Raw genomic sequence first — 22,146 nt, 5'->3', positions numbered from 1 at the left:
CGGATCCCACTGCCCTGACGGCCCGCTCGGTGGCGCAGCGCCTCGTCGGCGACGGGCGCACCGGACACCTCGTGTGGAACCCCCGAACCGGCGAGACCGTGCAGCTGCTCCCGGCCACGGCGCCGGCCGGAGGCGAACTCACCGCGGGGACCCCCGACCGGGCCTGCGAGGGACGCGTGTGCGTTGTCATCCGGGTGATCGGATGGTCCCATTCCCCCTTCACCGAATCACCGCTGCGGGAGCTGGACCCGATCCTGCACTGGCTGGACTCCTGGGAGATCCCGCGCCGCTGGCCGGCCGGCGCTCCGCCCGCCGCACTGCCGGCCCCGCACCAACGGGCCTCCTGCGAGCGGTTATGGGCGCGCGGCGGCCACTTCGGCCACTCCCAGGTGCCCGGTACGCAGTCGAGCACGCCTGGGGCGATCTCTCCGCAACTGCTGCTCGGCATCCCCCAGCAGTCCGGCCGCCCGCGGCCCGCAGCCGCCCCGCAGCCGCCGGCGCTGCCCCCGGTGGAGCGCGCCTCCGACACCGAGCTCCGCTACGCGGCGGCGGCGAGCGCCTAGGACATGTCGCCAGGATCGATGTCCCGGATGGACCGGTTTCGCCGGCGCCGCACCACCGACCGGACAACCCCGGTACTGCAACGCCGGTTACCCCAGGTACATGAGCCCCGCACGGGGCCGCAGGGCGGGGGACGGCCGGTCGGTGCCGGTCCGCGCACCCTTTAGTCTGTCGGCCATGGGTGGATCGATCGAGCCAGGCTGGTACGCGGATCCGCACGGCGGGCAGGACCTCCTCCGCTGGTGGAACGGCGACGAGTGGACGCAGCACGTACGTTCCCTATCCGAACTCCAGGCGGTGCCCGCTCCGGCCGCGGACGGGGATACGGACGGCGAGGCGACCGCGGACCTGAGCGGGGCGGCGGCCGAGGCGGATGCCGAGGCCACTGCGCCCGGCCTCGGCGGCGCCGCGCCTGCAGACGGCCCGCAGGTGGGCGACGAACCCAGCACCATGCGCATCGCCCCTGACCAGCGACCGGGTGCGGCTGCCGGCGGCCCCGGCTCTGCGATCGGCGACGAGCCCAGCACCATGCGCATGTCCCCGGGGCAGCAACCCGGGCCGCCTCCGGGCGGCGGCAACGCCGAGCCCGCGGGCGGCTTCGCCGACGGCGCCACGATGCGGGCCGAACCGGGCCGGTGGCCCGGCTCCGCACCCGCCGGCCCCGGGATCGGCGACGAGCCCAGCACCATGCGTATCGGCTCCGCGGCCGCATCCGGCCAATCCCCACCGCCTCGGGACGTTCCCGCCCCCGGCGACGAAGACGAACCCACTGACGACCTGCACGGCGCCATCCCCGACGCCACCGCACGCTTCACCCCGCAGACTCCCCCCGCACCCCCCGGCGGCCACGACCCCGCCGACGAAGACGAACCCACCGACGACCTGCACGGCGCCATCCCCGACGCCACCGCACGCTTCACCCCGCAGACTCCCCCCGCACCCCCCGGCGGCCACGACCCCGCCGACGACGAACCAACGGACGACGTGCTGGGCGGCGGCCCGGCGGCCGGCTCGACCATGCACATCGGGCCCCGCGAGGGCGGTGCCGAGTCCACCGCCGACCTCGCCAGCGGCGGACAGCGTCCGTCCGCGGGCAGCGGGCAGGGGGGCGGTGCGCCCCAGACCGCGGTGTTCAACCCCGGCGACCCCGGCATGACCCTGAACGCGGGAGCGGGTGCGGTCGGCGGCGCCGGGGCCTACGGCGCTGAAGCCGCCGCGCAGCCTGGCGATTCCGACTCCGAGGAGGAGCGGCAGCGCAAGTTCAGCCTGAACAAGCTGCTCGGCGACCTCAAGGAGGGCTGGTCGGAGATCTCCGAGGAGCGCAAGCAGCGCCAGGAGGAGCAACGCAAGCAGGCCGAGGAAGAGGCCCGCAAACGCGCCGAGGAGCAGGCCAAACGGGCTGAAGAGGAGAACGCCCGGCGGGCCGCCGAAGCACAGCAGGCGGCGCAGCGCCCGGCAGAGGAAGCACCGAAGGCACCCGGAACGGGCGGGGCCGCCGGTGCGGGCGCCCCCGGCGGGCCGGGGGCCGCTGCCGACCGGCCGGCCGAGCGTCCCGAGTCGGGACCGCAAGTTCCGCCGTCCGGCCCGCAGGCGCCCTACGACCCCAACGCCGCGCAGCGCTACACACCCAGCGGCGGCCGCCCCGCCCCCGGCTACCCGCCCGCCGCGCCGCAGCAGCAACCACCGCAGCCGCCAGGCCCCCCGCGGGACTACGGACCGCCCCCGGGCTACCCGCCGCAACCGGGCTACGGCGCCAACGCCGCGCCGGGCGCATACCCGCCGCCGGGTGGGCCGCCCGCCCCTTACTACGGCCAGCAGCCGCCGCCCGGACCGGCGCCGGAGAAACGCCGCGGCAAGAAGAAGCGGGGCTCGGAGCCGCCGATGCCGCAGGGCTATCCCAGCGGGCCCCAACCGGGCGGATACCCGCCGCACGCCGGCCGGCCGCCGCAGCCGCCCGGCCCGGGTTACCAGGCCGGGCCCGGCGGCGGCCCGCAGCAGTGGGGCCCGCCCGCCGGCGGCCAAAGCCCGTGGGGCGGTGGAGGCGGTGGCGGTCGGCCCGCGCCCGGCCCCGCGCCGCAGCAGCCCCGCCAACGCAAGAAAAAGAAGAGCGGATGCGGCGGCTGCCTGGGCTGCTTCATGTTCGTGCTGCTGCTTTTGGTGGGAGGCGTGGGCCTCGCCGCCTACCTGGAGTTCTCGGACACCTACAACTTCATGGAACAGTTGATCGGCATCGACCTGTAGCCGCGGGCGGGCCCCTTGCGGTGCTTTGCGCACCCGGCAAAGGGCTTCCCGGGCGTACGCGGCACGATCACCGCGGTCGACCGCAGGGCGGAACGGCTTAAGCTGGCCGGTATGAATGACTGCTTGGTGTGGATCGACTGCGAGATGACGGGGCTCGACCTCGAACACGACGCGCTGATCGAGGTGGCCTGTCTGATCACCGACGGCGAGCTGAACCAGCTCGACGAGGGCGTCGATGTCGTCATCAAGCCGCCGCGGGCCGCGCTGGACCAGATGGGCGAGTTCGTAACGCAGATGCACACCGATTCGGGTCTGCTCGACGCGCTCGACGGCGGGGTCTCGCTCCAGGAGGCCGAGGACCTCGTGCTGGAGCACATCCGGCGCTACGTCGCCGATCCGAAGAAGGTGCCGCTGTGCGGCAACTCCATCGCCACCGACCGGCTCTTCCTCGCCCGCGACATGCCCCGGATCGACGATTTCCTGCACTACCGCATGGTTGATGTCTCCAGCATCAAGGAGCTGCTGCGGCGCTGGTACCCGCGCATCTACTACGCCAGCCCGGACAAGCACGGCGGCCACCGGGCACTCGCCGACATCACCGAAAGCATCCGCGAGCTGCGGTATTACCGCGCCGCGGCCTTTGTCGCGCCGCCCGGACCCGACAGCGCGACCGCCCGCTCCATCGCCGCCGACGTCGTCGCCGGGGGCACGGGCCGCCCGCGCCAGCCGGCCGACCGCTCCCCCGGATCGGAAAACTGATCGGAGCACCCCCGCACATCCGCTAGAATCATCTTGGAGCGCAGGCACGGGCACATCCCGGGCCCGCGGCCATGGTGGGTGTAGCTCAGTTGGCAGAGCACTTGGTTGTGGTCCAAGAAGTCGGGGGTTCAAGTCCCCTCACTCACCCGGGTATCGGCCCCGCGTCCACGGTTCAGACCGTGGCGCGGGGCCTTTTTGCGCTCGGACTCCGGGCGCGGCGCCGCGCCGCAGCGCCCGTGTGCCGCGGCCGGCGAACCGGCTATCCGCCCGCTCCCAGCGGGCTCCGCTCCGCACCGGGCACCCCAGCCTCCGCACGCCGGTTTTCCACAGCCGCCGGATTCTCCTAGGCACGGGGCGGCAGTGCTTGGTTACGATACAAACGCGATGGGGGTTCGTGCGGAACTCCGCAGCCTGCGGCAACCGGGCCGGCGGCCACCCGCACTCCCCCATCCATCGCCGGGTGCACCGCCGCACCCGCGCGCAGCGCCTACCCGAGGAGCCCCCCATGCCCGATACCCGCCGAACACCGCCGGCGCCCGAGCCCGCCCCCGCTGCACCCCCTGCAGCCGCCGCGCCGCCCGCACCCTGAACCGGTCCGCGGATCCGCAGGTCCGGACGCCACCCGAGAGAACACCGCCGTTCGGCCCGGCAAAGAGCGGGTGCAAATCAGGGGAACGAAAACCGCACAGGTGCGGCTCTACTCACCTTTTTCCGCTCGCGCACGATGGCCAATGACCGCAAATCGAATCGCGCGGGACCGCCGGACCAAGGGCCGCGATCATTTCCGCTGCAGGCCCGCCCTGGTCATGCTCAGCTCCGGCCGCACTACGGGCTTCCCGCGCCCCGGAACCGCCAATGCAACAAGAGAGCGGACTCCAACCCCATTGATCAGACGCGCACCGTTACCATATGCCAGGACAGTGCCGCTTGCCCCTTCACTGTCCCCCCGCAGCAGAAAAGCCGATCTCCGGCCGCAGCAATGCCAGCCCACCTCCGGGAGCCTGCCACGTGAGCCATGACCAGCCCAGGTCCGCAAGCGTTGTCGCCCTCCTCGCCGACATCCCCAGCACGGGGCACCTCGGCGGGGTGCAGGCGCAGCGCTTCACCCTGGACGGCCATGACCCGGCGGAACGGTCCGGCGCCTTCGTCGACTACGCCCGCTACCACGCGGCCCAGGGCACCAAGGTGGTCGCGCTCTACCCGAACTGGCGCGGCGAACACCCGCGGCGCGCCGTCGCCTTCGCGCGCGGCGCCCTGCGCGAGGACTCCATCGCGGCCGTCGGCCTGGACCTGTCGCCGCTGGCGCTGTCCCTTGTCGCCGACCAACTCGCCTACCTCTGCCCCTACCTGCCGGCCGGCATGATCGCCGGCCTGGCCGGCGAACTCCCCCGCCACACCCTGGCCGGCGGATGGCTGCGCAATGTCGCCAACCTCGCCACGATCCCCATATCGGTGCCCCAGCACCTGGGCTCGTTCGCCCCCGGTGTCACCTACCTCGCGCTGTGCTCGCCGGTGCCGCAGGTGGGGCGCATGCCAAAGGCCGACCTCGCGGCCCATCTGCCGTTCCGGCCCCCGGAACCCGTGCAGGTGCTGCTCTCCAGCGGCGGCAGCACCGACCCTTCCGGCTTCGAGGAACAGTTCCTGCCTGCGCTGCAGGCGGTGGCGGCGCGCCGCCTGCCCGCCCAGCCGCTCGGACCGCTCTACTGGGGGTCACCGCGATATGTCGAGTTCGTGGCCTTCAGCGCCCACCCCCGCGCCTTGACCGAACCCGCCCGGTCGGTGCGGCCGGGAACCTGCGCGTGGTGCGGCGAACCCACCGTCACCCAGGTGTGCCGCTTCTGCGGCGCCGCGAACTCCGTACCGGCCCAGCGTCCCCGCACCGGCGGCAACCCGGCCATCGCACCTGCACCTGCACCGGTGCCGCGGCCGCAGCCGGCCGCACCGGCCCGCCCGGCCCCAGCCGATCCCGCCGCGCATCCGGCCCGGTCGGCCCAGCCCACCGGGCCCCCGCCTGCGGCACCCGCGCAGCAGCCGCAGCCCGCTCCCGGCGAACCCGCACGGCCGCGGCGGCCGCGGCGCCCCGAACCCGTCGAGGACGAGGACCTGCCGGTGCCCCAAGCGCTGCCGCCGCTGCCCGAGAACCCCGACGGCCCGCCGGCTCCGTCCGCCTCCTCGGGCTCCGCTCCGCCGAGCGCCCACACGCCGCAACCGCCGCCCGCCTCCGGGCCGCAGGCGGCCGCCGCACGGCCACTGCCGGCCCTGCCGCCGGCCGGCGGTCCCGCCCCGGACCCGCCGACCGACTCCGGACCGCAGCACCCCGCGCCCCCCGACGACCGCACCGGCGATACGCGGCGGGCGCAGGGCGTCTTCGTCCCCCGTGCCCCCGAATGAGCGCCCCGGGCCGCCCCGCCCCGGCGCCGAGAGATCCGCAGCGGCCTTCCGGCCCCCCGTCCGCTTAGAAACGGAGCGCCATGAACCCTCGTCAACGGCGCGGCATCCTGCTCATGATCATCGCCACCATCGGCGGTGTCGCCGTGTTCCTCGGGGTGGTCGCCTACGTCAGCGACCTCAACAGCGAACTCGGCACCTCCCGCACGACTCTGCGCCTGACCCAGAACGTGGAGCCCTACGAGGAGATCACTCCGCAGATGCTGGAGGAGTACGAGGTCCCCGCGCGCTTCTTCGACCCCGAAACCTTCATCGGCGACTTCGGCGAGATCAGCGATGAGGTGGGCAGACTGCCGGTCGCCTCCAGCGCGCTGCGCAAGGGCGAACTCCTGCAGAGCAGCATGGTGATCGCAGCGCCCGACCTCCAAGAGGGCGAACGCGAGATCGCGATCATGGTCGACGCCGAAACCGGCGTGGCCGGCAAGGTCGGCCGCCAGTCGCGGGTCGACATCTACGCCACCTTCAACCCCGGCGAGGGCCAGCAGCAGGCGTGCGCCTACCGGGTGCTGACCAACATCGAGATCCTCGACATCGGCGACACCGGGTCGACCATCGACGAAACCACCGGCGATACCAACAGCGTCGTACCGGTGACCTTCCGGCTCACCCCCGACCAGGCGCTGAACCTCACCTATGCCGAGTCCTTCTCCACCAGCCTGCGTCTGGCCGGAGTCAGCCCCCAGGGCGGAGGCGACCCCGGCAACGTCCAGTTCTGCGCCGAGGACCAGCTCGAGCAGATCGAGGCCCAGTCCGACCAGCAGGCGCAGTCGGGCAGCGGGCAGACCGAGCAGCCCGAACAGGGCGAGGACAACTGATGAGCAACTACCAGGTCATGCTCGGCGTCCCCTCGCCAGATCTTGAGGACTCGCTGCGCGGGCGCTTCGACGAGCTCCTGGAAACCGAGGTCGTGGGCGTGCACCACACCTCGCAGGAGGTCAACGACAGCGTCAGCGGCATGCCCACCCTCGACGTCGTCCTCGTCCACGAGCGGCTGGGGCCGCTGCCGGTCTTCGAGCTGATCCGCGACCTCTCCCGCAACCGCCCCCAGCTCGCCGTTATCCTCATCGTCGACGAGGCCGATGCCGACACCTTCACCAACGCCATGGAGGCCGGCGCACGCAGTGTGCTGCCGGCGCACGCCACCACCGAACAGATCGGCCAGCGGGTCACCGCAGCGGCCGACTGGTCCCGCACGCTGCGGCGGCACCTGGAGGCGGCCTCCCTCGACGTCCCGATGGACGGCCGCAAAGGGACCATCGTCACCTTCAGCGGCGCCAAGGGCGGGGTGGGCACCACCACCAGCACCATCCACGTGGCGCGCGCCGCGGCCCGCTCGGGCAAGATGGTGTGCCTCGTCGACCTCGACCTGCAGTCGGGCGACGTTCCCGGCTACTTCGACATCAAGCACCGGCGCAGCATCGCCGACCTCGTCGAGGCCGCGGACGACATCAGCGCCTCCATGCTCGCCGATACCCTCTACGTCCACCCCGAGGGCTTGCACATCCTGCTCGCGCCCAACGACGGCGAGCGGGGCGAGGACGTCACCGCGCGCGCCGCCCGCCAGATCCTGGGGGCGCTGCGGTCGCGCTACGACCTCGTCCTGGTCGACTGCGGCACCGCGACCACCGAGGCCACCGCCATGGCGGTCGAACTCGCCGAAACCGCGGTGCTGCTGGTCACCCCCGATCTGCCCGCGCTGCGGGCGGCCCAGCGCATCGTCGCGATGTGGGGGCGGCTGCAGATCCGCGACTCCCGCAACGCCACCGCGCTGCTGATGCGCCACAGCCGCAAGAACGAGATCCAGCCGGACTTCGCCCGCAAGCTGCTGGCCACCCCCATGCTGCGCACTGCGGTGCCGGCCGCCTACCGGGCGGTCGAGGAAGCCTCCAACACCGGCAACCCGGCCCGTCTCACCGACGAAACCCTGCTGCGCTCCTTCGCCCAGATCGCGAGCGAACTCGGCCTGCTGCACGGACCCGAGTCCCCTTACGACCGCGACCCCGCGGCCGGCGGCGACCCCGCCCACTTCGCCGCACCCGGCGCCGCCGACACCGGTCCCGAACCCGCCGCCCCGCGCGATCGCCGATCCCGGGCCTGGCGCCGGCGCGGCGACTCCGGGGCGCTGTTCGTGGAGTTCTCCGCCACCCTGCCGTTCGTCGGGCTGGCGCTGCTGCTGACCTGGCAGGTTCTGCTGGTGGGACTGACCGGCATGTACGCCGCGCACGCCGCCAACGAGGGTGCGCGCCAGGCGGCGATCGACGTCTCCGACACCGAGGCCATCACCGATCAGGCCGCCAAACGTGTCAGCCCGCCCTGGAACGACGAAGGTACGTTCACCGCCGAGGTGATCGGCACGGATGCCGGGCGGGCCGTCCAGGTCAGCATCGCCACACCGGTGTTTCTGCCGGGCATCGACGGCCCGTGGAACATCAGCAGCCAAGCGCTGATCGTCCCCGAGGATTCCGGCGATCCCGACCCCGCCGCCGACCCGTCCGTTCCCGCACAGACCGACGGTGCCTGAGCCATCCGGGGAGGTGAGCACCCATGCGCCCGCGCAGGTATGACACCCGCGGGCCCGCCCGTGCGGCGCGCCCGCGGCGCCGGGCCGGCCGGGGCGACCACGGTTCGCAGATCCTGGAGTTCGCCGCCTACTTCCCGGTGTTCCTGCTGGTCGCCACCATCGCGCTTGAGACCTTCTTCGCGTTCATCGCAACCGAACGGATGGAGCACGCGGCGCGCGCCGCCGCCCGCGCTGCGGGCACCGCGGGCCCGGCCGGCGCCGAATCCACCGCCCGCGCGGCCCTGCCGGGGTGGCTGGACCAGGCCGAGGTGTCGGTTGGAAACAACGGGCGCGGCGGGTACTACACCGAGATCACCGTCGACTTCCCGCTGATGTTCCCCACCCCCGGCTTCGAGTTCGACCTCTCCCGCCGGGTGGAGATGCCGCTGTGACCCCCGAATCCCCCGTCCGCCACTCACCGCCATCCGAGCGCAGGTAGTTGCCCATGGGACTCAAAGACCGCCTCACCGACGACCCCGCCACCGAGCACCAGACCGACCATGTCGCGCACTGGCGCCAGCGGCTGCTGCGCGAGGTCAACCTGGACGACATGGCCATGCTCACCCTCGACCAGCGCCGCACCCGCCTGGAAAAGGTCGTCGGGCACATCATCTCCCGCGAGGGCCCGGTGCTCAGCGACCGCGAGCGCGGCGGGCTGGTGCGCCGCGTCGTCGACGAAGCGCTGGGGCTGGGTGTACTGGAGCCGCTGCTGGCCGACGAAAGCATCACCGAGATCATGGTCAACGGCCCCGACCACATCTACGTCGAGCAGCGCGGGCGCGTGCACCGCCTCGATACCGCCTTCACCAGCGAGGAACAGCTGATGCAGACGATCGACCGGATCGTCTCGCAGGTGAACCGGCGCATCGACGAGTCCAGCCCGATGGTCGACGCGCGGCTGCCCAGCGGCGAACGCGTCAACGTCATCATCCCGCCGCTGTCGCTGAGCGGCCCCGTGGTCACCATCCGCCGCTTCCCCAAGCCGTTCACGGTCGAGGAGCTGGTGGCCAAGGGCAGCGTCGACGGCACCACCGCGGTCCTGCTGGCGTCGCTGGTGCGGGCGCGGTTCAACGTGGTCATCTCGGGCGGTACCGGCACCGGGAAGACCACGTTCCTCAATGCGCTCTCCAGCTTCGTGCCGGCCGACGAGCGCGTGGTCACCATCGAGGACTCCGCCGAGCTGCAGCTGCAGCAGGAACACGTGATCCGGCTGGAGTCCCGCCCGCCCAACATCGAGGGTGCCGGGCAGATCACCATCCGCGACCTGGTGCGCAACTCGCTGCGCATGCGCCCGGACCGCATCATCGTCGGCGAGGTCCGCGGTTCCGAAACCCTCGACATGATGCAGGCGATGAACACCGGCCACGACGGTTCGCTGGCAACGGTGCACGCCAACTCGGCCGAGGACGCGGTGTACCGGCTGCTGACCCTGGCGTCGATGTCGGAGGTGAAGATCCCCTTCGAGGCGCTGCGCGACCAGATCAACGCGGCAGTGGACGTGATCGTGCACCTGAGTCGCTACGCCGACGGCTCGCGGCGGGTGTCGCACGTCGGCGTCGTGGCCTCGCAGCGCGACGAGGAGTTCCGGTTGGAGCCGCTGCTGCACTTCCAGCCCTACCCCAGCGACGGCAACGAGTGGGTGCGGGGCGAGTTCCGCCGCTACCGGCTGCCCCGCCACATCGCTGCGCGCATCCACAGCGCCGGCGAGACCGTGCCGGGTGCGTTCGGTGTGCAGCCTGCGGCCAACGGCCACCGGCGGCCCGATACCGGCGCCGCCCTGCCCTCCCCGGAGGTCCCGCTGTGATCTACACGACCGTCATCCTGTCCGCTGCGCTGGTGGTGATCTGCCTGTTCGTCGTCGGGCTGGTCATCTACATCGACGGCAGCGTGCAGCGGCGCCAGCTCGCCTCGCGCAGCGCGCTGCACGAGGTCGAACGGCGCGCCAACACTCCGCTCGCCCGGTTGGACGTGCTGCTGCGGCGCACCGAACCCGGCCAGCGGATCGAATACCGGTTGGCCCGCGCCGGGGTCAAGGTCAAAGTGTCGACGTTCGTGTCGCTGATGGCGGCGGCCGCGGTGCTCGCGGTGGTGTTCGTCTGGCAGGCGCTGGCACCGGTGTTCGGACTGGCCGCGGCGATCGGCGTGGGTTTCGCGTTCTTCGCCTACCTCAAACGCCAGGAGGAACGGCGCAAGGAGGCCTTCACAGCGCAACTGCCCGAGCTCGCCCGGGTGCTGTCCAACGCAACCCAGGCGGGGCTGGCGCTGCCCACGGCGATCGACATGGCGGCCGACGAGCTTGAGGAGCCGGGAGGTTCGGAGCTGCGCCGCGCCGCCGAGTCGATGAAGCTGGGTCTGCCGTTCGAAGAGGCGATGAACGAGCTCCGAGAACGGATGCCCTCCCGCGAGATCGGGGTGCTGATGTCGACCCTGCTGGTGTCGTCGCGCTCCGGCGGGGCGCTGGTGTCGGCGCTGCGGTCGATCTCCGAGACCCTGGAAGAACGCAAGGAGTCCCGCCGCGAGGTACACACCATCCTCACCGAGACCACGTCGACGGCGTGGGCGCTGCTGGCCATGGGGATCGGGGCGCTGTTCCTGGTCAACATGCTGCAGCCGGACGCCATCCGCACGATGACCGAAAGCGCGGCCGGAACGCTGGTGCTGGCACTGTCCTGCGGCCTGTTCCTGACCGGGTTCATCGCCGTCCGCAGGATGACCACCGGTATCGACCTCTGACCGCACCTGCCGTACCGGCTGCACCAGCGGGAGGCGGCCCACCCGGCCGGTGCGGCACCCGCCACCCCGGCCACGCACTCGGCCCGCCCCTCGTCCCACCCGACCCCCGATCCCCCGACCCCCGGAGTCCTCATGACCTTCGCGCTCACGCTGGCGCTCGGCCTCGGCGCGGCTGCGGTCGTCGCGGTCTTCTGCTGGGGCATCTACCTGTTCACCAAGCAGAGCGAGGTGTCCGGCGACATCTCGATCGCCCCGCCCAAGCCCAAGCGGGAATCCACGTTCATCCTGAACCGCCTCACCGAGCTGATCGGCCGGCCTTTCCGCGGGGCCGTGCGCGAGATCATCGGCGAAGAGCGCCAGGAAAGCATCCGCGTGCGCATCGAGGCCGCCGGCCGCCCTGAGGGCCTCACAGTCGACCGCTACCTCCAACGCAAGATCGGCGAGGTGCTGCTCTACAGCAGCGCCGCCGTACTGCTGCTGACCCGCGGCCAGACCATGCTCGCGCTGCTCGCCCTCTGCTTCGTGCTGCTGACCGACGCCGACCTGCTGCTGAAGACCCGCCAGCGCCAGGACGACATCCAGCGCCAGCTGCCGGACTTCCTCGACGTCCTCGCCGTCAGCGTCGGAGCAGGCCTCGCGTTCCGCCAGGCACTCGCCCGGGTGGCCGACTCCATGCCCGGCACCCTCGCCGACGAGTTCCGTATCGCCCTGCGCCAAATGGATCTCGGCACCAGCCGCAAGGCCGCCTTCCACGCCCTGCGCGAACGCAACTCCAACGAGTCGCTGGGCAAGTTCGTCACCGCCATCCAGCAGTCCGAGGAACTCGGCGCCCCGCTCTCGCACACCCTCCTCAACATCGGCCAGGACATGCGCCGCCAAGACGCCCAGTACATGCGCCGCAAGGCCCAGCGCCTCAACCCGCGAGTCACCGGCATCACCGCGGCCACCATGCTTCCCGGCCTCCTACTCCTCGTCGGAGGAGCAATGATCTTGGGCTCTGGAGTCGACTTCGGAGGTGTCTTCGGCGGATGAGTTATCCACAACCGGGCCCAAGGCCCTACACAAAAGCACGCGGCGCCCGTAACTTAATAACAGTCGCCAGGGCCCCCACACCCCACGCACCCTCCCGGGAGGGATGAATGCACCAACTACTGCTGTCCCTGCACGCACGAACACGAGCGATGATCACAAAACATCTCATCCCGAACAATCAAGACAAGGGCGGGAGCATACTTGAGTATGCGGCTGTGATCATCCTGGTTGGCGGAATCGCAGTTGCGGTAATGCAACTAGAGGTTTTCAAGGAAATACCAACGAGCATTTCAACCTCCATCCAGGAAGTACTGAACCCAAACCCTGGAGAATAATCCATAGAAGCCATGCATGTATGCTAAATTAACCCTCGCGGACAGAAAAAGCGAAAACGGGCAAGCCAATCTATTTTTCTTGATTGGCCTGACAATTTCCTTGATAGCCATCATGCTGCTTTTCACGAGGCTTGGAAACGCCAACAACCTTAGAAGTGACGCTCAAACCGCAGCAGACGCCGCTGCGTTAGCCGCTGCTGGAGTGGCCCGAGACACGGCGGCCCAATCGTTGGCCGAAGACGAAATACCTTACAGCCGGCTCTACGATCCAGCAAAAGGACGGGCTGCGGCCGACCATTACGCCAAAACGAACGGAGCGCTTGTAGAGGCCATCCGCGCGAGCGACGACAGCCAAGGAAATCTGGGAAACGTCGTCCGGGTGGAAATCAATACCAATGCGTGCCAAAAGGAACTCCAGGAAGATCGGAGCCAAGACTGGTCCGATGTTGCCTGTGACGGAAATACTGGAGTAGAGGAGGACGCAGAGCATACAGGGAACGCGGCATCCATTGCCGAAGTGGTGCTCCCCGAATGCGAATACGCCATCGGCGATACAACCATCTCAGGGATAACATGCGACGGGCAGCGTATCCAAAGTTTCCGCCATGCCCAGCAACTCATAGATATTCGGATCACCGATGAAGAAGGACGCTACATATACAAGCCAATGGGGGATGAATCCTCCGGGCCCGAATAGAAACTCCGAGACGGATCTACGGTGCTATCGATGCAGAGAAGACGGGATCGATCCAGTCGGAACTATATTGTTGGCTCCGTACTCGCCGCTTCTATAATCGCGCTCTCGTCATGCGTGAGCAGCGAGGGGAATGTCAGCGACGACGGTGGCGAGGATCGCCCTTCGGCGTCTTCCTCTGGGGAGTCCACAGAAAACAAGCCGGGTCCACCAGTCATTGCGAGAACCGAAACTTCATCCACTGAATTCGGGAATGACCTCCGCATTGAGGTCCACGCTCTGCACCGGCAAAGTGCCGATGTTACCATCCTCGATTTTTCCATGGTAAACATGGGCCAAGAGAGGATGACCGCCCTAACCGCTCCGAAATCAGGTGATGCTGCAGCCGACTTCCAACCCTTTTCGCTCTTGGACGGACTAAATAACACCAAGCACTTGCCAATGCTTTATTCAAATGGGGATTGCTACTGCAGTGACTGGCAAGATACAGGGATCGATCCTGGCAATCGGATAAGGGCATGGATGGCGTTCCCAAGCCCTCCAAAGGGTACCGCCTCCATGGCACTCACTTCGGCCATCGCTCCCCCAATACTCGATATCCCCGTAACCAACGAAGGAAAAAATAGGAAACCTTCTGGTGAGGTTGCACAGCCGGTGATTTGGAATCTTCGTTCAATCGAAGACGATCTCCAAGCCGGATCAGTCCGCGAGGAAACCGGGGAAGAAGTAGCAATATCACTATCCACCGACGTGCTATTCGATGTTGGAAAGTCTAAACTGGACAATCAAGCAAACAAGACGCTCAAGCAGGTGGCAAACGAGGTAGACGACTCTTCGGGGACATCAGTGAAGATAGATGGCCACACCGACAACACCGGAACAGACTCGGTAAACAACCCGTTGTCACTCGACCGCGCGAAATCTGTCGAACAAGCACTCTCCGAACTCGTGAAAAAGCCCGGCGTCGAATATGAGTCGACCGGCCATGGATCTGACCAGCCTATCGCAACAAATGAAACAGACGAGGGAAAGAAGAAGAACCGGCGAGTCACCATCACCTTTAAGAGGTAAGGGATCACCACATGCTGAAGCATATCTCGCGTTCTTCGGCGATATCGTCCCTGTTGGGAAGCTTGGCTTTGGTGGTGTCCACTTCTACCTCAGCAGCAGCAGTTCCCCCCTCAACCACTGCTTCTCCATCCGACAACACACCTCCACCCTCCTTGGCCAGCGCGCAGAGCAATGGCTCGGACGATCGCATCACGAACGCGACAGCGGAAGTCATCGGCATCAACCGATCTGATTCCAGCAACTTGACTTCGGTCACCATTAAGGTCACGAACGACGGCTCGGACAACATACACGACAAGTGGTTCGGCCACCCTGTATATATTTATCGGGAAGACGTTTTCAGCGGCGTGCAAATTTTCAACGAAACGAGCAATTCACGCCACAGCCCCATAATGGATGAAAAGAGCTACTGCAGTTGCTCGGGCTACGCTCCCAGAGCGCCGTATATGCCGTTCGTTTGGTCTGGCGGGTCCGTCGACTACTGGGCCATGTACAGCATTCCCAGGGACGTGCAGAGCGTCACCGTGGAGATCCCGGGCTTCGATCCCATTGAAGATGTTCCTGTCGGGTGACGTGCCGCTGAGGTGAGGAGGACGGTCCGGTGACGGTGCCGAAGAGAGTGCTTGCGCGGCTGCATGAGGATGGGAGTGATCGCGGGGCTTCGATTCTGGAGACTGCGGCGTTGGTTTCGATCGCCGCTATTGTCGTTATCGGTCTTTCGTCGTCGTCGATCGGCGATACCCTCCATGACGCGACGCGGAAGTACGTCTGCCGTGTCGAAGGGCCCGAGTGCGGTAGCGAGACCTGGGTCGAGCGCGAGCGGCCGGAGAAGCCCGAAGAGTACAGCTGGACCTTGACCGCCAGTTCCTGGGACGGACAGGTGCGGGGGTCGGGCAGTGCGAAGGTGGCGATCGAGTTCGCGCTTGCGCAGCGCGGGAAGCGGTATGAGTGGGGGGCGACCGGGCGGCAGACCTACGATTGTTCCTCGCTGATGATGGAGTCGTGGCGCGAAGCCGGGGTGAGCATTCCGCGGACCACCTGGGATCAGATCGCCGCGCTGCAGCGGGTCCCAAAGAGCGATCTCAAACCGGGCGACCTGATTTTCTTCGAGACGATGTCCGGTCCCCAGCCGACGCACGTGGGGATGTACATGGGAGGCGGCCAGATGGTGCACGCCGGCGATCCCGTGCAGGTCGTGCAGGTCCTCGGGAATCCGTACTGGGAGGCCAGATGGCATGGTCAGGCCCGTATCCCGCAAGGCTGAGCCGAGGGCTGAGAAGAAGGGCGATGTGTGCAACCGCGCCGACTGCGATCCGTGCCGCGTAAGACCGCGGCGCTGAGCCTACCGCTGTGTTTGGCCGTGCTGGCGGCTACGTCCTGCGTCGGCTCCCCCGCCGAACCCGCCGGTCCCGCGGCCGTGCCGACCCCCGGCGACGCCCGCGACCGCGCCGAACTCGCCGAGGTATTGCCTGCGGCTCTCGATGCTGCGGATTCGGCTGCTTGGCAGCTGCTCAGTTTCGACAGCAGCGGTCTCGTGACGATCAACACCGGTCGGCTGAGTTGCGGTGGCGACGGCTCCGGGGCTTATGCGATCGAGGGCGACGCGACCCGGTCAACGCCCGCGGATGATTTCGTGCCGGGCCGCGAGTTCGATGCCAAGGAGCTCGTCCCCGCCCAGGTTAAAGCCGCAGGCTCCGTTGCGACCGATGAAGGGCTGCACGCCAACGGCGGCGACGGCTCCTGGACACTGGACGCCGCCGAGGTCCCCACCGCCTACACCGAGGACCTCGCCGCGGCCCGCGGGGCCAACTGCTCGCACATCACCGCCACTCTCGCCGCCAGCAGCGACCTGCGCCTGGTGGACGCGATCGAAGTCAACGGCGCTCCGGTCTCCCATTGGCAGGGGACCGCCTATGTCAACGACCTGCATGAGAACACGGTCGGCTACGCCCAGCAGGAGTACGCGAAGCTCATCGCGCTGAACCTCGGCGAGGCCGCCGTGGATGTGGAGCTGTGGGTCGACGGCAAGAACCGCCCTGTCGCCTACTACCAGTACCTCCCACCCGACCGCACAGGGCTACAGGCCCGCTGGTTCGCCCTGTCGCTGCGCAACTGGAACAACGTCACACCGGTGACCGCCCCCGCCGACTAACGGCCGCCGCGTCGCCGCCCGCCTGCAACCCCGTTTCGGGCGCCATCGCGCTTTCGCCGTGCCGCCGCTGCATCCGACAGCCGCGCGGAAGACGCCGACCCGCCCCGCTGCTCAGGGTTCGTCCGCCGCCTGCCCTCTGCTGCGAGGCCGACCATGGCTGCGCCGAAGCGTCCCCGCCCCATTCTCCGCCCTCCCACCCCGCCATCCGCGGCCGATTGCGGCGCCACCGCGATCGGCTACGCCGGCGTCGCCATCCTCGCCTGCGCTCTTGGCATCGCCCTGTTCGGCGCCACCGACCATGGCCGCCGGATCCTGACCGAAGTCGAACGTGCCGTGTGCGCTGCCCTGGGCCTCGGACCCTGCCCAACCGGCCGCGACCACCGGGCCGACCCGCTGCGCCCCAAAGTGTGCGCGGCCAGCGCACAGCAGGTCAGCGCCTCTGCCGGAGTCTCGGTGGCCGCTTCCCCAAGCGGGCGCGTGCGCATCGGCGAACGCCACTTCACCGACGGCACGGCCGAGGTCAGCTTGACCCGCGCCGTGCACGGAACCGCCGACGCGCCCAACCCGTTCCGTTGGGGAGCCGGCCTCGGCCCCGCCGAAGCCGAGGCCGGACTCGGCGCCGGTGTGCACGGCGGAGCGGCCGCGACCAGCACGTGGGTGTTCCCCAGCAAGCACGCAGCCGACCGCTTCCGCGAGCGCGTCGCTCGGTCGGAGCATCTGGACGGCCTCCGCGCGGACAGCGGTGCGTTCGACGCGCTGGGCGCCCGGATCGCGGGTGGCGCCGCGCAACTGCTCGGCGATGGGGGTGCCGCCGGGTTGCCGCCACCCGACCGGCGCGCGGTCACAACGCACGCCGGGGTCCATCTGGCCGGTGATGCGGGGGTCGAGCTGCATGTGGGCGGTGACGCCAACGCCGACAGGCCCGCGGATTCGGCCGGTGGCGGGGCCGCCGGCACCGCTGGCGCCCCCGACGATCCCGGCAATGCCGCTGATACCAGTGATCCCGCCGCCTCCGACGAGCGCCGAGCCGGTGTGACCAGCGGCCCGGACCTGCTGCACCTCGTTTCCGCCGGCGCCGAAGGCAACGCCGAGCTGACCCGCACCACCGACGATCGGCGCGGCACGGTGTCGCAGACGGTCGCGTTCGAGTTCGCCGAGACCGGTGCGGTCGGACCCCTGGTGCCCGAGTCCGTGCTGAGCCCGGGCCATGCGCACGACCGCCTCGCCCGCGCCGCCCTGACCACGACCCGCGATCGCGGCACCGGGGACCTGGAGGAGGTCGTGATCGAAGTGGACAACAGCCGCGGCGCGGACGGCGCTGGAGGCGCCAGGGGAAATGGCGGCGACGGGGGCGGGCACGTCGTCGGGACGGCGCGGCTGGAGGTCACCGACCGCAACAGGGCGACCGTCCGCCGCTGGCTCGCAGCGGGCGAATCCTTGCGGGCCCTGTCATTCCTGTCGACGACCGGCCGCCCAACGCAGCCGGCCGCGCCGCAGGCCGCACATGGCGGGGCCGGCGAGGGCGGCGGAGCCGGCAGAGGCAGCAGGGTCGGCAGGGTCGGCGGTTTCGACGAACTGCTGTACCGCGAAGGCACCTACAGCACCGTCCGCTACGCCACCGAGACAACCGGCCGGGAGTTCAGCGCCGACGCGACACTGGGCGGTCTGTCGTTCGGTGGAGCCACCGGGTGGGAGTCGGTCTCGCGGGCGGCCACCGGTGCGCGCTACCTGGCAGCGCCCGGCCCGCACGGGCGCCGAGAGCTCGTCCCCTTTGCGGAGTGTGCCGGGTGAGCCGTGTCCGGCGGCTCACCCGTCGCCACCCGAACCGGCCGCGACCGCCGCCGCAGCAGCCGCATTGCCGCGCCACCCAACCCACTCACCGCCCGCGCGTTGACCGGCTCTTGGAAGGGACGGCCGCCATCATGGACCTCGTGCGCTCTTGGTGCGCCGGCGCCGCCGTATGGGTCGCCTGGGCGGCGGCGAGCGCTCTGCTGCACCTGTGGCTGCTACCGCTCGGCGCCCTCGCGGTACCGCACGTGCGGCTGCTCTGGATCGCCGCGACCACGCTGACGGGCTACACCCTGGTGGCACTCGCGTCCGGGCTGGCGGCCCGCCCGCGGAGAGTCCGTTCCCGCGAGTGGGGCGCCGTCCTGCCGCTGCCCGTCCTCGGGGCCGCCGTTGAGGTGGCCGCCCTCACCCGAAACGGCCTCGACCTCCCTGCCCTGCTTGCAGCGCTGCCCGCCCTTGCCTTGGGCACATTCGCAGGCCACAGGCTGACACGACCCGAAAAACAGCCGGACAAGGGGCGAACAGTCCGATTCCGGGCGCCTGGCAGCACATCCGGAGCCGGTCGCCTGTGACACCCCCGCTCGGCGGCGAGAGCATTGTTCCGCCTTATGCCCCGGGGGTTCCAGGTCTCCTGCGGCCCCCCGCGCAGCAAGCAGACAAGGTACTGAAGACGCGAGACTCACCGCAGCGGCACCAGACCGCCGAGGTCCTGCGTGGGCACATCGGAGCGGCGCGCGGAGATCCGCCCAGGGATGGGGTACTTCGCGGCGCAATGCCGGGTGGCGCCCTCGCACGGCAAGGAGCCCATTCGCTGCCGGAGCGCTGAGCCCCCGGGCGCTACGGCGCCGTGCGGTCGGTCTCAGCCGCGCTCGGAGCGTCCTCCGCGCGGGCCTCGGTGCCGAACCCGGTGTCAGCGGCGGCGCCCGCCATATCCTTCCCTGCGTTGCCCGCCCCGGCATTGTCCGGATCAGCGTCACCCGTCTCACCCGGCTCCGCATCGCCGGGCTCCGCGTTGCCGGATTCCGCAGTTCCCGGCTCGCCCGGCTCCGCGTCGTCCGTGGCGGCCGACTCGGTGCGGTCCCAGTATGTGCGGGGTACGCGGACGCGTTCGCCGGTGGCCGAGTCCAGTACGACGGGGGCCTGTACGCGGCGCATCAGCACGAAGCCGAGTACGGCCCCGGCCAGCGCAATGGCGGTCCAAGAACCGTACAGCGCCCAGTTCACCCCGGTGCCGGTGAGCAGTCGCGCCGTGTCGACCGCGGTACCGACCACCGGGGCCGCCAGGACCGCGGCGGCGTTGCGGCCGAACCGGTGGCGGTCCGGCGCGCGGTGCACGGCGGCTGCGGCGACGGCGGAGAGGAAGTAGGCGGCGAACCCGATCCCGCCCAGCCACAGCAGCGCCCACCCGAAGCTGCGCAGGTGCTCGGCCGGCGCCAGGACGCCGAACGCGAGGGTCCCGAGGTTTGTCAGCATGAACCATGCCACGGCGCCGATGACCCACGCCCGGATGTACTCCACCATCGCCTCTCCGCCGATCCGCCGACTTGTGCTCGGGTACCGCGCTTGCCGCGCGCCGGCGGTACGCAAAACGGCCGCACCGCTCGCGCCGCCTCGCGGCGGTGACCGACCGGGTCCGCGTGGACGCGCGGTGCGGCCGCACCGAGTCTAGACCCAACCGCCCGGAGATCGGCAGTCGCCGCCGGGCCGGGGAACCCGGCGCAGCCCTGGTTCCAGGGCTTGCCCAGCGCACGGCCCCGCCGACCCGGCGCGGCTCTTCCCCATCGGCCGGCCGGGCGCCGCGGGCTGCACGTCTCTGCGCTCGCGCGGGCGCGCGGAGGGCCATCAGCATGCCCGCCGCACCCGCTCACGGATCCGTGCCCGCCGGGCGGCGCGCCCTAAGAGCACAGGACCGCCCCCGCCCGGGCGGGCGGGGGCGGCATCCCGCAGGACTCCGGCCGATCCCGGCTCCCGGCGCCTGCCTCCAGGCTCCAGGAACTCTGAGCTCCTAGCCGGTGAAGCCGATGTCCTCGTAGCGGATGGAGGCCAGTCCGCGGGCACCCCAGTTGGCGACCTTGGGGTTGACCGCGAAGATGCCGGGCCGCTGGAACAGCGGCACCGCCATGCCCTGTTCCCAGAGCATCCGGTCGATCTCGTTGGCCTTGGCCGCGTACTCCTGCGGGTCGGTCAGCGTGGAGAGTTCCTCGAACGCCGCGTTGATCTCGTCGGTGGTGAAGAAGTGCAGGTTGTTGCCCCAACTGGGGTTGCCGTTCTCGTCCTCACCCACCGGTCCGGTGAAGTTCTCCGCGTAGTACCCGGCGTAGGGGTTGGTGCTGGCGTACACAAAGGTCGTGGCGTCGTAGTTGCCCGGCACGATGTACTCGGGGAAGAAGGAGTTGGACGGCACGGTCTCGATGTTGACGCCGACGCCGACCTCCTTGAGCTGCGCCTTGGCGATCTCGGCTTCGTCCGCGGTGTTCTGCAGCTCGCTCGGGATCACCCAGTCCAGCTGCAGTTTCTCGCCGTCCTTGGTGCGGATCTCGCCTTCACCGCTCTGGGTCCAGCCGGCGTCGTCCAGCATCTGGGCGGCTTTCTCCGGGTCGTACTCCCCGTAGCCCTCGCTGTTGTCCTTGAAGCCGGTCTGCGTGGAGCGGATGAGGCGGTTCACCGTCGGGTCGGTGGTCCAGTTGACGCCGCTGAGTGTCGCCTTGGCCATCTGCGACCGGTCGATGGCGTGCACCAGCGCGTTGCGGAGCTCCTTGTCGGACAGGAGCTTGCCCTCGCCGCCGTTGAAGGTCAGGTGGCGGTAGGCGTTGTCGATGGCCTTGGTCAGGCGCACCCCGTCGGCGTCGTGCAATTGGTCGTAGGCGGCGGCATCGTAGCCGAGGTAGAAGCCGTCGATCTCGCCGTTGTTCATCACACCCGGCAGCGCGTCGTTGCCGTAGGTGTGGTAGACGATGGCGTCCAGCTTGGCGGAGTCGCCCCACCAGTCCTCGTTGCGGTGGACGGTGACCGTCTGGGCGGTCTCGTCGAACTCGACGTCGCCGAAGGGCCCGGCCGTGACCGGGAACGCCTTCTGGTAACCCTCGTTGAACTTCTTCGGGTCCTCCATGTACTCCTTGGGGTACACGGCGTCGAAGAGGCGCGGCCACTCGGCAAAGGGCTCGTCGAAGTGGAAGATCACCTCGTACTTGTCCTTGCCCTTTTCGACCTCGCCGATCCGCTCGTAACCGGTGGTGTCGCCGACGTCGAACTCGTTGGCGTTGTCGCGGTGGCCGCCGATGGTCTCGACCTGGGCGGCGTAGTCCTCCCAAGTGATGGGCTTGCCGTCGGACCACTCGGCGTCGGGGTTCAGCTCGAAGGTCAGCTCGGAGCCGTCGTCGCTGGCCTCGCTGGAGAGGACGTAGTCCTTATTGGGATGCGGCTGGCCCTTCTCGTCGTAGTAGTGGGCCTGCGGCATCACCGCCGACGCGATGCGCACCGCGTTGGCGAGGTTCCCCTGCGTGTGGTTGACCTGGTACTGGGGCGGGAACTCGTTGATCCCCCAGTGGAACGTGCCGCCGTCCTTCAGCTCGGAACGGTCCGTTGCGTTGATGTCGATCGCGGGGATGTCGGCGAGGGTCTCTTCATTGTTGCTCCCCTCATCGCCGCCGCCGCAGGCGCCGGCCATAAGGGCCAGAGCCAGCAGCGGGACGCCGACCTTGGCGGCGCGTCTGATTCGCACGGGATTCTCCTCACTGATCTGTTACCGGGGGGATCGAGTGGTGGTGGTTCG

At 69.5% G+C, this 22,146-nt stretch carries 19 protein-coding genes and 1 tRNA gene; 18 read left to right on the top strand and 2 right to left on the bottom strand.

Annotation, left to right across the window (positions count from 1 at the left end):
- Nucleotides 1–29 precede the first annotated feature (29 nt).
- The 18 genes from ACYVD5_RS17060 to ACYVD5_RS16975 all read left to right on the top strand — a co-directional run bounded on the left by ACYVD5_RS17060 (nucleotide 30) and on the right by ACYVD5_RS16975 (nucleotide 18,946).
- Nucleotides 30–563: a hypothetical protein gene (locus ACYVD5_RS17060; protein ID WP_461002046.1), complete on the top strand. Its 534-nt coding sequence runs from the start codon at nucleotides 30–32 to the stop codon at nucleotides 561–563.
- A 175-nt stretch (nucleotides 564–738) separates the two neighbouring features.
- Complete coding sequence (locus ACYVD5_RS17055; RefSeq protein WP_461002045.1) at nucleotides 739–2,802, top strand: DUF2510 domain-containing protein; 2,064 nt, start codon at nucleotides 739–741, stop codon at nucleotides 2,800–2,802.
- A gap of 111 nt (nucleotides 2,803–2,913) precedes the next feature.
- The gene (gene orn / locus ACYVD5_RS17050) at nucleotides 2,914–3,561 is read left to right on the top strand and encodes an oligoribonuclease (RefSeq protein WP_461002044.1); all 648 of its coding nucleotides are present in this window, start codon (nucleotides 2,914–2,916) and stop codon (nucleotides 3,559–3,561) included.
- A 74-nt stretch (nucleotides 3,562–3,635) separates the two neighbouring features.
- A tRNA-His gene (locus ACYVD5_RS17045) sits at nucleotides 3,636–3,708 on the top strand.
- Nucleotides 3,709–4,569: 861 nt separating this feature from the next.
- On the top strand, nucleotides 4,570–5,952 hold the full coding sequence (locus ACYVD5_RS17040; RefSeq protein ID WP_461002043.1) for a hypothetical protein: 1,383 nt from the start codon (nucleotides 4,570–4,572) through the stop codon (nucleotides 5,950–5,952).
- Nucleotides 5,953–6,032: 80 nt separating this feature from the next.
- Nucleotides 6,033–6,824 carry a Flp pilus assembly protein CpaB gene (cpaB, locus tag ACYVD5_RS17035; protein ID WP_461002042.1) on the top strand — a complete coding sequence of 264 codons (792 nt, stop codon included), beginning with the start codon at nucleotides 6,033–6,035 and terminating at the stop codon, nucleotides 6,822–6,824.
- The gene (locus ACYVD5_RS17030) at nucleotides 6,824–8,530 is read left to right on the top strand and encodes an AAA family ATPase (protein WP_461002041.1); all 1,707 of its coding nucleotides are present in this window, start codon (nucleotides 6,824–6,826) and stop codon (nucleotides 8,528–8,530) included. Before cpaB ends, ACYVD5_RS17030 begins: the two co-directional genes overlap by 1 nt.
- A gap of 23 nt (nucleotides 8,531–8,553) precedes the next feature.
- Entirely contained in the window at nucleotides 8,554–8,961 is a 408-nt protein-coding gene (locus tag ACYVD5_RS17025; protein ID WP_461002040.1) for a TadE/TadG family type IV pilus assembly protein, read from the top strand.
- Nucleotides 8,962–9,014: 53 nt separating this feature from the next.
- Nucleotides 9,015–10,373, top strand: coding sequence for a CpaF family protein (locus ACYVD5_RS17020; protein WP_461002039.1), 1,359 nt, complete (start codon nucleotides 9,015–9,017; stop codon nucleotides 10,371–10,373).
- Entirely contained in the window at nucleotides 10,370–11,302 is a 933-nt protein-coding gene (locus ACYVD5_RS17015) for a type II secretion system F family protein (protein ID WP_461002038.1), read from the top strand. Before ACYVD5_RS17020 ends, ACYVD5_RS17015 begins: the two co-directional genes overlap by 4 nt.
- A gap of 132 nt (nucleotides 11,303–11,434) precedes the next feature.
- Entirely contained in the window at nucleotides 11,435–12,334 is a 900-nt protein-coding gene (locus ACYVD5_RS17010; RefSeq protein WP_461002037.1) for a type II secretion system F family protein, read from the top strand.
- Nucleotides 12,335–12,685: 351 nt separating this feature from the next.
- Nucleotides 12,686–13,366 (top strand): pilus assembly protein TadG-related protein, encoded by a 681-nt coding sequence (locus ACYVD5_RS17005; RefSeq protein ID WP_461002036.1) that lies wholly within the window; start codon nucleotides 12,686–12,688, stop codon nucleotides 13,364–13,366.
- A 114-nt stretch (nucleotides 13,367–13,480) separates the two neighbouring features.
- Nucleotides 13,481–14,434, top strand: coding sequence for an OmpA family protein (locus ACYVD5_RS17000; RefSeq protein ID WP_461002035.1), 954 nt, complete (start codon nucleotides 13,481–13,483; stop codon nucleotides 14,432–14,434).
- 11 nt (nucleotides 14,435–14,445) lie between these two features.
- Nucleotides 14,446–15,006: a hypothetical protein gene (locus ACYVD5_RS16995; RefSeq protein WP_461002034.1), complete on the top strand. Its 561-nt coding sequence runs from the start codon at nucleotides 14,446–14,448 to the stop codon at nucleotides 15,004–15,006.
- Nucleotides 15,007–15,035: 29 nt separating this feature from the next.
- The gene (locus ACYVD5_RS16990; RefSeq protein WP_461002033.1) at nucleotides 15,036–15,698 is read left to right on the top strand and encodes a C40 family peptidase; all 663 of its coding nucleotides are present in this window, start codon (nucleotides 15,036–15,038) and stop codon (nucleotides 15,696–15,698) included.
- A gap of 51 nt (nucleotides 15,699–15,749) precedes the next feature.
- Nucleotides 15,750–16,586 (top strand): hypothetical protein, encoded by an 837-nt coding sequence (locus ACYVD5_RS16985; protein ID WP_461002032.1) that lies wholly within the window; start codon nucleotides 15,750–15,752, stop codon nucleotides 16,584–16,586.
- 153 nt (nucleotides 16,587–16,739) lie between these two features.
- The gene (locus ACYVD5_RS16980; protein WP_461002031.1) at nucleotides 16,740–18,377 is read left to right on the top strand and encodes a hypothetical protein; all 1,638 of its coding nucleotides are present in this window, start codon (nucleotides 16,740–16,742) and stop codon (nucleotides 18,375–18,377) included.
- Between the two features lie 131 nt (nucleotides 18,378–18,508).
- Entirely contained in the window at nucleotides 18,509–18,946 is a 438-nt protein-coding gene (locus ACYVD5_RS16975; RefSeq protein WP_461002030.1) for a hypothetical protein, read from the top strand.
- Between the two features lie 265 nt (nucleotides 18,947–19,211).
- Here the strand turns inward: ACYVD5_RS16975 and ACYVD5_RS16970 are convergent, their stop codons facing one another.
- Together ACYVD5_RS16970 and ACYVD5_RS16965 are read right to left on the bottom strand one after the other, a co-directional pair.
- Entirely contained in the window at nucleotides 19,212–19,895 is a 684-nt protein-coding gene (locus ACYVD5_RS16970) for a hypothetical protein (protein WP_461002029.1), read from the bottom strand.
- A gap of 484 nt (nucleotides 19,896–20,379) precedes the next feature.
- A complete protein-coding gene (locus ACYVD5_RS16965; protein ID WP_461002028.1) occupies nucleotides 20,380–22,095 on the bottom strand; it encodes an ABC transporter family substrate-binding protein in 1,716 nt (571 codons plus the stop codon).
- Nucleotides 22,096–22,146 lie beyond the last annotated feature (51 nt).

The sequence above is a fragment of the Streptomonospora sediminis genome (assembly GCF_054778995.1).
Note: the sequence above shows the minus strand (reverse complement) of the source record. Positions and strands in the feature narration are given on the sequence as shown.